The organism is Marinobacterium ramblicola (assembly GCF_019084545.1).
In the GTDB taxonomy this organism is placed as follows: domain Bacteria; phylum Pseudomonadota; class Gammaproteobacteria; order Pseudomonadales; family Balneatricaceae; genus Marinobacterium_D; species Marinobacterium_D ramblicola.
The window spans coordinates 1-12,958 of the sequence record NZ_JAHREP010000002.1 but is presented as its reverse complement, the minus strand read 5'-3'; the positions used below and the strand labels follow the sequence as shown (position 1 = coordinate 12,958).

The window sequence follows — 12,958 nt, the reverse complement described above, 5'->3', positions numbered from 1 at the left end:
AAAGGCATTGATATTCCACCGGTTATAGAGAGTGGCACCGCTTTTGCTTTTGTCACGTACAGTCAAGTACAGAATGAGTAGACAGCCGGGGTACGCCAAGCGACCCGACTGACGGAAAGGCAAAGGCGCCTGACCATCGTTTCCCTGTTTCCACTTAGGGTAGAAGCGATGATCAGGCGCCTTTTTTTGTGGGATTTTGCCGATGATCAACAACACTACCTGCCCCTATTGCGGTGTCGGCTGTGGCGTAAAGGCCGAGGTTCGTGACCGAGACATCATCGCCGTTTCGGGCGACGCGGAGCACCCGGCCAACTTCGGCCGCCTCTGCGTCAAAGGCAGTGCACTGCATGAAACCACCGGCGCAAAGGACCGGCTGCTGACCCCGCGGGTCAACGGTCAGCAGGTGAGCTGGGACAGCGCCCTGGACAGCGTTGCCGGACGGCTGCAACGGATTATCGAGCGCGATGGCCCCGGCGCTGTCGCGATGTATCTGTCGGGACAGCTGCTGACCGAAGACTACTATGTGGCCAACAAGCTGATGAAGGGCTTCATCGGTTCCAGCCACGTCGATACCAACTCGCGCCTGTGCATGTCCTCCACCGTGGCCGGATATAAGCGCGCTTTCGGCGGTGATCTGATGCCCTGCAGCTACGAGGATATCGACAGTGCCGAATTGATGATCCTGGTCGGCTCCAACGCGGCCTGGAACCATCCGATCCTGTTCCAGCGCATGGTCGCCGCGAAGAAAGCCAATCCTGGGCTGAGGGTTGTGGTCATTGATCCTCGCCGTACCGCTACCTCCGACCTCGCCGACCTGCAGCTTTCGCTCAAGCCAGGCAGCGATGCCCTGATCTTCAATCTGCTGCTGTCCGAACTGGAGCGTCGCAACGGCTTGGACAGAGACTATATCGCCGCGCATACCGAAGGCTTCGACGAGGCACTGGCTAGCGCCCGTGCCAGCGCACCCGATATCGCCAGCGTAGCACTGGCGGCCGACCTGCCGGAGTCTGACCTGGCTCGGCTGGTCGACTGGTTCTGCGGCACCGAGAAGACCCTGACCCTGTTTTCCCAGGGGATCAACCAGTCCAGCAGCGGCACCGACAAGGTCAACGCGATCATCAACTGTCACCTGGCCAGCGGCCGACTGGGCAAACCCGGCATGGGTCCCTTCTCGCTGACCGGACAGCCCAACGCCATGGGTGGACGCGAAGTCGGTGGTCTGGCCAACCAGCTCGCCGCACATATGGACTTCGCCAGCGATACCAACATCGACCGGGTCCAGCGCTTCTGGCAGGCGCCGAACATGGCACGCAGTGAGGGTTACAAGGCGGTGGACCTGTTCGATGCGATCGAGCGCGGCGAGATCAAGGCGGTGTGGATCATGGCCACCAACCCGGTGGTCAGCCTGCCGGACGCGGACCGCGTCCGGCGCGCACTGGAACAGTGCGAACTGGTGATCGTCTCCGAATGCATGGCCCAGACCGATACGCTGGAGCTGGCTCATATCGCCCTGCCCGCCACCACCTGGGGCGAGAAGAGCGGCACCGTGACCAACTCCGAGCGCCGCATCTCGCGCCAGCGCGGAGTGATACCGACCCCGGGCGAAGCCCGTAACGACTGGTGGATCATCTCCGAGGTGGCGAAACGCCTCGGCTACGCTGACGCGTTTGATTACCAAACACCGGCGCAGATCTTTCGCGAACACGCGGCGCTGTCCGGTTTCGAGAACCGGGGCACACGCGGCTTCGATATCAGTGGCCTGAGCCATATCACCGACACGGAATACGACCAACTGCGACCGATCCAGTGGCCGATCAATGCCGAGACTCCCAGCGGGAGCGAGCGCCTGTTTGGCGATGGCCGATTCTTCACCCCCTCCGGCCGCGCCCGCTTTCTGGCCATTACGCCGCGTGCACCGGTGCAGCAGCCCGACGCCAACCTGCCGCTACAGATCAATACCGGCCGGATCCGCGATCAGTGGCATACCATGACGCGTACCGGACGTGCCGCCCGTCTGCTGCAGCACCGCCCTGAACCCTTTATCGAGATCCATCCCCAGGATGCCGAGCGTTTCGGTATTGGCGATGGCGAGATCGCCGAACTGCGCAACGAACTGGGGCACTATATCGCCCGTGCAACACTCAGCGAGCAGCAGCGACCTGGAGAAGTGTTTATCCCGATGCACTGGACCCGTCAGTTTTCCGGCTGCGCCATCAGCGGTTCGCTGATCGCCTCGGTGGTCGACCCGGTGTCCGGCCAGCCCGAAGCCAAGCAGGGGCGCGCCGCTATTCGCCCGCTGAACAGCGGTTGGCAAGCCAGGTTGCTGGTGCGCAACCCCCAGGCCCTCCCCACAGACTACTGGACCCGGGTACCGCTGGAGCACTGCACCAGCTACCGACTGGCCGATGCTGCCCTTGTGGATAACTGGGAGGCCTGGTGCCTTCAACACCTCGGCAGCACCGCGGATCTACAGCTGGACGACCGCCATGAGGGTCGCTATCGCGCCTGCGGGCTGGAGAGCGGAAGACTCAACTGGATACTGCTGGTCGAACGCGACAACAGCCTGCCCGATCTGGACTGGCTGGATCAGCAGTTCGCACTCGACAGACTGGATATCGACCGGCGCCGCCAGTTGCTGGCGGCCAAGGCCGCCGGTGCTCAGCTTTGCGGTGCCGTAGTCTGCAGTTGCCTGCAGGTTCGTGAACCCGATATTCGCGCCGCCATCAGAGCTGGCGCCAGCTCGGCCGAACAGCTTGGCCAGCAGCTCAAATGCGGCACCAACTGCGGCTCCTGCATCCCCGAACTCAAGGCGCTGATCACTGAAGAAAAAAGCGCTGCGCCCGAATCCGAACAGACAGCCGCGGAGGTTGAATATGCTCTGGAGTAATCGTTTTACCCTGTTCGATCAACTGATGAGCAGAATCACCCAGCTCGGTTCCCATTCCACTGACCAAAGCAGGCGGGCAACGTGCCGCTCCGCTTGCCGGAAACAGGTCGGCCAGGTCCACCTGATCGGCTGCGGTCCCGGTGCACTGGATCTGCTCACAGTGCGCGCATTCCGTCTGATTGAGCAGGCAGAGGTGGTGATCTACGACCGCCTGGTCGGGGAGGACATCCTCGACCTGATCCCCGAGTCGGCGGAGCGCTACTACGTGGGCAAGGCGGCTGGTCAGCACAGCGTGACCCAGGCGCGTATCGGTGAGCTGATGGTGGAGCAGGCGCTGCGTGGCAAGACCGTGCTGCGACTCAAGGGCGGGGACCCGGCCATCTTTGCGCGCATGGCCGAGGAGATCGATACCCTCAATGCCGCTGGTATCGAGTGGCAGATCGTGCCCGGCATCACCGCGGCGTCAGGCTGTGCCGCCGCAGCGGGCATCCCGCTGACCGACCGCGCCAGCGCGCACCAGGTCCGTTTTGTCACCGCGACCCACCACGCCAGCCACCTCGAGCATGATTGGGCAACGCTTGCCAGACCCGATCAAACGCTGGTGTTCTATATGGGGCTGGAATCTCTGCCGGATATTACCGCATCGCTGCAAGCGAACGGCCTGCCGGCGGAGTGGCCGATTCTGTTGATCGAGAACGGTACCCGGGACAATCAACGCAACCTGCTGTCGACGCTGGACAGCGTGGTAGAGCAGGCACGGGAGGCACAATTCAAGACCCCAAGCCTGATTATCGTCGGCGAGGTGACCCGCACTGCCAAAGCCAATGTCTTGGCACTTGCCCAAAGCCTGGAAGCCGCCTGACAATAGAGCTTCCATCCACAGACAAGAAGTCAGGCAGTGTCAGCAAACAGGCAACAGTACATCGGGTTGATCCTTGCCGGTGGCCGCGGCACGCGCGCCGGTGGCGCCGACAAGGGGCTGATACAATACGAAGGCCGTGCGTTGATCGAGTACTCGATCGATGCACTGCGCCCTTTTTGCGACCCCATCTTTATCAACTGCAATCGCAACCGAGATCTCTATGCACAGTACGGGCTGCCGCTGGTCAGCGATCCGGATGACAGCTTTCCCGGCCCGCTGCGTGCACTGGCTCAGCTGCTGCCCTCACTCCCCACCGGCCACCTGATCACCCTGCCCTGCGATTCACCGGGGATAAGCGCGCAGCATATTCAACAGCTGGTCGACGCCAATCGCCAACAGCCGGGAAAATGGATCTACGCCACCGCCGGTGACCGAGATCATCCACTACACGCCATCTTGCCGGCGGAGTTGATCCCTGAGCTCATCACGCACGTCAACACCACCGGTGAAGTACGCCTGATGCGTGCACTGGCACATTTTCCTCATATGAGTGTGGAGTTTGAAGGGGATCCGATGCTGAACATGAACCGGCCGGGCAACTGAACCTTCCGCGCCCGGATTCACTGCACCCTGGAATCTTTGCGCTTGCGGGATAGCGTACATCCTGTACATCGCCGCTCCTGCGCATCCATGCGCCCGCGGCATACCGTACATCCTGTACATATAAAAAGGGCCTGCACACTTCCGTGTTGCAAGCCCCATTTCTGCTTCCCTGCGCTACTCACTCATCCCTAAGCGAGCGAGGTGTCAGTTTCCGTCTGACCTGTGTCCTTTTGATCGCTAATCCCTTGTCCCTGATCACAAATCCCTGATCTGCAGCCTCCCGCCGCAGTGCACTCCTGCGCTCCTCGTGTGGTAATAATGGTCGTTCAGACTCTGTCTGCCTATAGGAATTTTTCCTAATTTTACCCAGGTTCCGAACTTTTCTTAACGGCCTGATATGCGCACGAGCGGTGCTAGCTCCCACTCGAATCGAGCCCTGACCGTTATTCGCCCAGTTTCCAGCCGGAGGTGATCGGATAACGCCGGTCACGGCCGAATCCGCGTTCGGTAATACGTGGGCCCACCGGCGCCTGACGACGTTTGTATTCGTTGATATCCACCAGACGTACCACCCGATTGACCACAGATTCATCGAACCCCTCGGCAATAATCGCCCTGGCGCTATAGTCGCGCTCCACATAGAGTTCGAGAATGCGATCCAACACATCGTAGTCGGGCAGACTGTCCTGATCCTTCTGATCCGGCCGCAGCTCCGCGGAGGGTGGACGAGTGATCACCCGCTGCGGAATCACCGGGGAGATCGAATTGCGGTATTCGGCCAGGCGGTAGACCAGGGTTTTCGGCACATCCTTCAACACATCGAAGCCACCGGCCATATCGCCGTACAGGGTTGAGTAACCGACCGCCATCTCGGACTTGTTGCCGGTGGTCAGCACCAGATAACCCTTCTTGTTCGAGATCGCCATCAACAGCACGCCACGACAGCGCGCCTGCAGGTTCTCCTCAGTGGTATCCATCGACGTGCCGGCGAACTCGTCCGCCAGCGCGGCCATGAAGCTTTCGTACATCGGCTCGATCGAGATCACGCTATGGCGAATACCCAGCAGTTGAGCCTCCTCGGCTGCATCCTCGATACTGATATTCGAGGTATAGCGGAACGGCATCATCACCGCCTCGACCGCTGCTGTCCCCAGGGCATCTACCGCAACGGCCACCGTCACTGCCGAATCGATGCCGCCGGACAGGCCCAGTACCACGCCCTTGAAGCCATTTTTCCGCACGTAATCCCGTACGCCCAGCACTAGCGCGTTGTAAACCGACTCTTCCAGTCCGGGAAGCGGCAGGGAAGGCTGCTCGGCGTCGACCCGCCCTGTCTCCAGGTCCACGTTCAGCGTATACAGTGCTTCCTCGAAGAAGGCGCCGGCGAATACCTGATTCCCTTCGGCATCCACGGCCTGAGAGCCGCCATCGAAGATCAGCTCATCCTGACCTCCCACCTGATTCACGTACAGCACCGGACAGCCGGCGGACCTGGCGTGTCGCCCGATCACTTCGGTACGCACCGCGGGTTTACCGGCATGGAAGGGTGAGGCGTTGATATTCAGGATCAGGCTGACGCCCGCGGCCTTGAGCTGCTCGACCGGTGCCGAATGCCAGATATCCTCGCAGACGCTGAGCCCGATCTTATGGCCATCCAGCTCGAACACTCCGGGCTCGTTACCGGCAGCGAAATAGCGTTTTTCATCGAAAACCTGGTAGTTGGGCAGGCACTGCTTGGCATATTCGGTGATCAACGCGCCGTCCCGAATGACACCCAGCATGTTGTACAGCGCACCGTTGCGGTAACGGGGATAGCCGACCACCAGCGTAATACCGGATACCTGCTGTTTCAGCGCTGCCAGCGCCTGATCGATACGCAGCTCCAGGCTGGGGCGGAGCAGAAGATCCTCCGGCGGATAACCGCTGAGCGCGAGCTCAGGATAGAGCACCATGCCAGCGCCCAGTTCATCGCGCGCCTTGATCGCCGTTTCGATAACCCGTTCGGTATTGCCCGGAATATCACCCACCAGCAGGTTCAACTGGGCCATCGCGACCCGGATCACTTTACTCATCTGTACTCTTGATACCAGTCAGCGGGAGAACCCGTCACTCTTGTTCAACGCGTCCCGCCACGGCATAGGGTGCCGGATCGATGATAGGGGAGCGCTCAAGCAGAATATCACTCAGCAGGCGAGTCGAAGCCGGCGCCAGTACCAGACCATTGCGATAGTGGCCGCAGTTCAGATAGAGACCGTTGTACCCGGGTACGGCGCCGATAAAGGGTATGCCGTCGGGAGAGCCGGGCCGCAGCCCTGCCCAGTGATATTCGACTGGGTATTGTGCCAGATCCGGCAGAATTTTCAGCGCTGTTTTATACAGCGAGTCGCGCGCTTCTTCGGTTGTCTCTTTATTGAAACCAACCCGCTCCAGCGTGCTGCCGACCAAAATACGACCGTCGTTACGTGGGATCAGGTAGCGACCATCGAGCATCACGATGCGATCGATCAGCCCCACCGGCGCCTTGAACACCATCATCTGACCGCGTACCGGCTCGACCGGCAGTTTCAGTCCAAGTGACGCGATCAACTGCGCGCTCCAGGCACCACCGGCGACGACCGTGGCATCCGCCCTGAACTCGCCTTTATTGGTGCGCACACCCTCGATTCGTTCACCCTGGACGATAAAGCCCTGTGCCTCGCACTGCTCGACCAGCGTAATATTGGGATGCTGCTCGACGCTGATCCGTAGCGCACGACCCAAGCGGGGGTTGCGGATACTGGCCACCTCCGGCATCCACATCGCCGAGCGAAACTCGGGATTGAGCCGCGGCTCCTTGTCATGAATAAACTCGGCATCCACCTTGATCAGCGGCCGATAGTGCTCATGCCCCCAACGCAGCGCCTCCGCTTCATCCTGCACGTCCACCATCAGGATACCTTTCTGACGCAACTCGGGATCACAGCCTGTCTCGGCATAGAGCTCCTGAGCCAGCAGGGTGTAACTGCTCTGCGACCAGAGTGCCAAACGGGTAATCGCATCACCGTGACGCCAGGGGTAGAGCGGCGACACGATACCGCCACCCGCCCAGGACGCCTCATGGGCGCTGACACCACGTTCTATCAGGGTAACCCTGGCACCGGAGCGTGCCAGCTCGCGGGCGGTCATCAGGCCGATGACGCCAGCGCCTATTATGCAAATCGATCCCATACGAAATTTAACTATCAAAAAACCAAATAATTAGTCGTGCCGCGCCGCGAAATTCACACCGGAAAAGCCCGTCGACCCCACGTTCACTGTAATATTTCCATCTGTGCTGGACGCCGGATTACCCGGTGTAATTGCCACGATATTGCCACCTACCGACACATCGGGATCGATGTACTGATTATTTTGCGATGTGTTAACAGTTATGATCACGTTGCCTGCGTTCTGGGCAACCGTACAGTTGAACGCCCCCACACCACCTGTAACGGCGTAGGTACAGGTACCTGAACTTGCAGACACTGTGGTTTTGTTCTCCGCCACGGTCACGTTGCCACCGGTGTTATCCTCAACCACGGTGCCGGACACGATTACCGTTGAACCGCCCCCCAAGATAGAGACTGCAACCGCGGAGGACACCGTAGCCGTAGCTGGATAGATAATGCCGTTATCCACACCTGTAAAACTTGAGTTCAGACCATAGCGATTACCCAGGATACCGGTGTTATCCGTTTTGCTTGTCGCGATTACACTGGTGGCTTCACTGGCAACACCCGTCGCTTCTACCAAACCGCGGCTGTATACGCCGTAGTAGTTGGCGACAGCATCGGCCACTGTATTTACATCTTCATCGCTCACATCGGCGATGGTGTCATCCAATGAGCTCCACTCCGCCAACAGTGTCATATTGATCTCAAAGAAGGGCGTGTAGGAGAGCCAATCTGTGGTGGATATCGTGGCCGAAGACGCCACGATACCGGCTACCTCAGCGCTCCAATTAGGGTCGTAGCTCATATCATCGTAGTAGATGCCGCGCGCCAACAACTGCGTCAAGGTATCAGGCAATACCTCCAGATCTGTCGACGGCAGAGAAGCGCTAGCAGCGTTGCCCCCCAAGGGCACGAATACTTCATTCTGGACGCGCTCGGTCACATACTGTTGATAAGCGGCCAGACTTGAACTCGCAGTATCGGAGGCATAGGTGTAGGGGAACGCGGTGAGCTGAATCAGCTTCCAGTCCGGGAACAGCTCAAAAAGGCCATCCACTCGCCGAAAACGGCAGGCTTCAGCATAGATATCACCATCACCAGCCACATCACCGGTCAGAACACCGGTAACGGTATTCACCTCATAGTGCACATGAGGACTTGACGGTGATGTCTCCTTGAACCCGGGTACATCGTTCGCACTGTAGATGCTGGTATCAGCAGCGTCATGATGCCCGGCGCAACAGCGATCACAGTACTGCGACTGGGTGAAACTACCACTACCGTATACCGTTCCTGTTGTGTCGTTCACCCCTCCCCCGGCGGTATAGGTAATACCCTTATCCACGACCAAGACACCGTCTTCATACTTATAGTGGTGTGGCGTCTCCATCACATTTGTCGTGCCGGTATCCAACTGGCAGAAACAGTTAACGGTTACAAACTCCTCCTGAACCAGCTTGGTTGTCGTCGAGTCGTAAGTAACGGTCTCAAACCTTACTTCAGTACTTTCGTTACTCTGGTCCACATCAGGAAGTGGTTTGGATGTTTCCTTGGTCTTGCCATTTCCGATATCGATAGGAATAACATCCGGCACACTACCGGCAGCATGGCTAACTTCGGGAGTATCCCCACCATATCCGGTAAGTCCCAACAACGGCGATACGTTCGGATCGACACGCGCCAGAATGGTGGAAACCGCCAAGCTGCTGGCACCGCCATCCCAGCTGACGGTCAGTGTTATCTCCTTGTATTCGGAGGCATTGATCGCGGAGGAAACGGTCGTGATTCCGCTCCAGTCCAGGGTGTAGTTGATCGATGAATTGCCGACCGATACCGCCTGGACTTCAGAGGTCGGAAAAGCCGCCGAGCCAATTTGATTGAACTCAGCGATGTTCTGGTAATCCCTGAACTGCTCCAGCCTCTTCTCGGCCAGTGCCATACCCACGGCGCGCTTTTCCGACTCGGTGGCGCCTTGGATGAAACTCGACTGAAGTTGAAGTAATGCGGCCAACCCCACCATCAGCACGACGAGGGCGACCAGAACTTCGATCAGAGTAAAGCCGCCAGCCTTAGGATATCTGCTGTCGCTATGTGTACTTAGCATGCCCCTACACCCTCTAATTCAGATCGGTCCATGAACCGGGGAATCGCGCCAATGAGTTAAACTCCCCCCCGGAGTTGGAGAACTTCTCGAGCAAACTCTGGGCATATACCAGCGTGAAGCTACCGTTAGGCAGATCCACGTCGCCGTTCACCAGTATGGAACCATAAAACTTGGGCGAACCGTTGATCTTGATCTCGTAGTCATCTGAGTCGGTACCGGTATAGATATCGGTAAACGCGAACAAAATACCGAACATGACCCCATTTGAGTTCATTGTCACGTCGCCGTGCACAATCAATATGATCGGCGCATCGACGCTGGCGACTGTACCGCTAACATCGCAGTCACCTTCGATCCAGATCAGTGGCAGCTCCCCTTCGTAGGCGCCGCCGGAATAAAAGATATCACCCACATCGGCATCCAGGTCGGCGCACTCGATCCCATACTGCATACCCATGGTGCGGTAGACCTGCCAGATCGTCGGATCGACCCCTGAATCACCACCACAAGCTGCGGAATCTTCATAGATATTCACGCCAAACAGGTTTTCGAACGCATCCGGAACACATGCATCCGCTATGATATCGCTGCAGTTATCGGCAGGATCTACACCGGACTCAGCTTCACAAAGGTGGTTATCCGCCTGCTGGCAGGTACAGGCATCACAGATCCACTCGGTGGTAGCATCCTTGGTCCGTGTGGCATTGTTGCCCTCGTACAGGTACTCATCCAGGTTACAGGTCTGCCATGAGGCGGCTCCCTGGGTCTGCGAGGTTTTCACCCAGGCGGATACCGGCACGCCATCACCGCCGCCATTGGGGTTGGTGACGATGGAAAAACTCCCCCCTGGCGGGAAATTACCGCCGGCCATCAGTGGCGGCAGCTCACCGGTATCAATCAACGGCACGATGCCGTACTTCTCGGCGATTGTGGCCGAACCCGTAGTATCGGGTGACTCGCCCACCGCAGTGATCGTGGCAAACCCACCCGACACCACGACCGATATGTTGGCATCCGTGCCACTGCCCGACGGAATGGCGACCGACGTTGTGCCGCTGGGCGTGAAGGCCGCGCCATCTTCGACATACTTCATCGCACCGTAGTCCAGGCCACCCTGCGCGATATGGAACGCTTCTTTGGCACGGTTAGTATTGGCTGCGGTTTTCAGTTCGAGCGTGGTCAAACGGGTGACGGTCAAGACCGTGATTGTGAGCAGTGCAAGCAGCACAACCGCAACAATCAAGGTCACGGCACCGCGTTGCGACCGAAAATAGCGGCTGTCCAAACTTTTGAAGCGGTGACTATAGATCATTTCTCACCCTCACTTCCTCTATCAGCTCCTTAACCAACCTGTTATCCGATGCGGACTCGCCGCGCAGGGTGATGCGAATCGAACGCGCGGCTGCCGAGGCGAAGGACGCCGCCGATGGCAGGCGTTCGAACAGCAGCTGGGTGATGACGGTGGTACTTTCATCGGTCAGGTTTTGCCAGTTACCGGGCAGCACCGAACAGTTCACCCCGCCGGTCAACGTCGACGACGAGGCCCATAATACCTCGACGGCACTCTGCGCATCGTCCATGCGGTAGCCCATCAGATGCTCGATGGTCGCCGAGCCATCGGCATCGTAGTCGTACGACAGCACGACACAGGAGTTACTGTCGGATGAGTTCGGTGAGGTAAACACATTGACCGGGAGCCCACCGGACACCACCCCCGCATGCGGGTTGTTGGCGATCACCGTTCCAGCCCAGTAACCGGAGCGCCTGATATCCCGGACCATCATGTCCATTACCGTTCTCAGCTCCTGGCTCAGCCGCACGGAGGTGACGGTCTGCCGGGTGATACCCAGCGTCGAGACATACATCGAGATGGCGATGCCGGTGACGATCAACCCGAGCAGCAGGGCAATCATCAGCTCGATCAGTGTAAAGCCCCTTTCCTGTTTTATGGCGGACATGCTGGATACCCCGATACGTTGGAGCCGCTTGGCACGCACAAGCGTACGCGGCCAAGCAGACTCATGACGATACGCATCTGATTGCCACTACCGTTGGTGAAGAAAATCGAACCCGCCGGAGCCAGTGTGCCGCGTTTGGGATCGAAAGTGATCGTGGATCCTGCAACCGACGAAGCACTCATGGTGACGCCTGGAAAATCATCCACATCAGTGACCCGTCGTACACCGTCTATTGTGCAATAGGTGTTGGTGGTATCGGCACAGTCGCAGGAGGTGGCGGTCGATGCCTCCTCCAAGCCGTAGCACCAGTCGGTAGCCGGAGAGTCATCAAACTTCACAAAAATCGTCTGATTGCGCTTTATCGACTCGGCACGCGCCAGTTGTAGATCGGCATATAGAGTTTGTGCCGCGTTGGTAAGGCGTCTATTCTCGAAGAAGTCACGAAAGGCAGGAGCGGCCACCGTCGCCAGTATTACGACAACGGCCAGTGTGACCAGCAGTTCGATCAGGGTGAACCCGGTTTCTCCAGCAAAGAGATCCTCGAACTTTCCCTGCGCGTCTTTCCGTGGAAAAAATGCCATCGCCAGATCAAATCCTTTCGCCAGGATGTTAGGATTGGGTCCACCAAGCATAGCAGCATAAAGGAACTACAGTGAACCATTCAAACAGGGGTTTTACGTTAATCGAGCTCATGATTGTGGTCGCAGTAATCGGCATTATTGCCGCGGTAGCCTATCCCTCCTACATGAATTATGTTCGCGAGGCCAGGCGGGCGGAGGTTCAGGCCGTGCTGCTGGACGGACAGATCAAGCAGGAGCGCTACCGTGCCTACAACAATGACTATGCGACGGCGGCTGAACTGACCGCCGAAAGTCTCGGGCTGAATAGCAACGATTACTACACCATAACCGTGACCAATGTGACCTCATCGACCTACACAATAAACGCCGCACCGCTAGCCGGTACAGACCAGGTCAATGACTGTGGCGGGGCAACGTTGACGGTGAATCAAAGCAATACCAAGACCCCCGCCAACTGCTGGAAAGACTAACGAAGCCGAAGCTGTCGACGCTAGTCGACAGCCATTATCTTGACTTCGAACAGCAGGGTTTTACCCGCCAGCGGATGGTTGAAGTCCACCATCACCCTCTCGTCGTTGAACTCGGCGATCACACCCGGGATCTCGCTGCCGGGCTCTTGGAACGAAACGACGAGCCCCGGTTCCAACTCCATATCCTTGAACTCGCTGCGCGGCATCACCTGCACATTGCTCGGATTGTGCTGACCGAAGCCGCGCTCCGGTGCGATAGTAAGCTCCACATGATCGCCCGGTTTCAGCCCCAGCATCGCCTG

The 12,958-nt window shown here is 58.5% G+C and carries 11 protein-coding genes; 4 read left to right on the top strand and 7 right to left on the bottom strand.

Annotated elements, in window-relative coordinates:
• Positions 1 to 202: 202 nt before the first annotated feature.
• The 3 genes from KQ940_RS01340 to mobA are packed head-to-tail and all read left to right on the top strand — an operon-like array spanning position 203 to position 4,352.
• Positions 203 to 2,887: a nitrate reductase gene (locus tag KQ940_RS01340; protein ID WP_217410944.1), complete on the top strand. Its 2,685-nt coding sequence runs from the start codon at positions 203 to 205 to the stop codon at positions 2,885 to 2,887.
• On the top strand, positions 2,874 to 3,749 hold the full coding sequence (gene cobA / locus KQ940_RS01335; protein WP_217410943.1) for a uroporphyrinogen-III C-methyltransferase: 876 nt from the start codon (positions 2,874 to 2,876) through the stop codon (positions 3,747 to 3,749). Before KQ940_RS01340 ends, cobA begins: the two co-directional genes overlap by 14 nt.
• A 36-nt stretch (positions 3,750 to 3,785) precedes the next feature.
• The gene (mobA, locus tag KQ940_RS01330; RefSeq protein ID WP_217410942.1) at positions 3,786 to 4,352 is read left to right on the top strand and encodes a molybdenum cofactor guanylyltransferase; all 567 of its coding nucleotides are present in this window, start codon (positions 3,786 to 3,788) and stop codon (positions 4,350 to 4,352) included.
• A gap of 443 nt (positions 4,353 to 4,795) precedes the next feature.
• On the opposite strand, the gene KQ940_RS01325 is transcribed toward mobA, so the two are convergent.
• Genes KQ940_RS01325 through KQ940_RS01300 form a run of 6 tightly spaced genes read right to left on the bottom strand, consistent with a single transcriptional unit; the run spans position 4,796 to position 12,186 of the window.
• Positions 4,796 to 6,424, bottom strand: a complete 1,629-nt coding sequence (locus KQ940_RS01325) for an NAD+ synthase (protein WP_217410941.1) — start codon at positions 6,422 to 6,424, stop codon at positions 4,796 to 4,798.
• 34 nt (positions 6,425 to 6,458) lie between these two features.
• Complete coding sequence (gene thiO / locus KQ940_RS01320; RefSeq protein ID WP_217410939.1) at positions 6,459 to 7,559, bottom strand: glycine oxidase ThiO; 1,101 nt, start codon at positions 7,557 to 7,559, stop codon at positions 6,459 to 6,461.
• A gap of 30 nt (positions 7,560 to 7,589) precedes the next feature.
• Positions 7,590 to 9,647, bottom strand: a complete 2,058-nt coding sequence (locus KQ940_RS01315) for a prepilin-type N-terminal cleavage/methylation domain-containing protein (RefSeq protein ID WP_217410937.1) — start codon at positions 9,645 to 9,647, stop codon at positions 7,590 to 7,592.
• A gap of 13 nt (positions 9,648 to 9,660) precedes the next feature.
• A complete protein-coding gene (locus KQ940_RS01310; RefSeq protein WP_217410936.1) occupies positions 9,661 to 10,896 on the bottom strand; it encodes a PilX N-terminal domain-containing pilus assembly protein in 1,236 nt (411 codons plus the stop codon).
• A gap of 52 nt (positions 10,897 to 10,948) precedes the next feature.
• Positions 10,949 to 11,605, bottom strand: a complete 657-nt coding sequence (locus tag KQ940_RS01305; protein ID WP_217410935.1) for a prepilin-type N-terminal cleavage/methylation domain-containing protein — start codon at positions 11,603 to 11,605, stop codon at positions 10,949 to 10,951.
• Positions 11,593 to 12,186 (bottom strand): GspH/FimT family pseudopilin, encoded by a 594-nt coding sequence (locus KQ940_RS01300; protein WP_217410934.1) that lies wholly within the window; start codon positions 12,184 to 12,186, stop codon positions 11,593 to 11,595. The genes KQ940_RS01305 and KQ940_RS01300 overlap by 13 nt, the downstream gene beginning before the upstream one ends.
• Before the next feature lie 71 nt (positions 12,187 to 12,257).
• Between KQ940_RS01300 and KQ940_RS01295 the strand changes: the two genes are divergently transcribed.
• Positions 12,258 to 12,656, top strand: coding sequence for a type IV pilin protein (locus KQ940_RS01295; RefSeq protein ID WP_343222597.1), 399 nt, complete (start codon positions 12,258 to 12,260; stop codon positions 12,654 to 12,656).
• A 20-nt stretch (positions 12,657 to 12,676) separates the two neighbouring features.
• Here the strand turns inward: KQ940_RS01295 and KQ940_RS01290 are convergent.
• Positions 12,677 to 12,958 (bottom strand): FKBP-type peptidyl-prolyl cis-trans isomerase (locus KQ940_RS01290; RefSeq protein WP_217410932.1); only part of this gene is annotated, 282 nt, incomplete at its 5' end.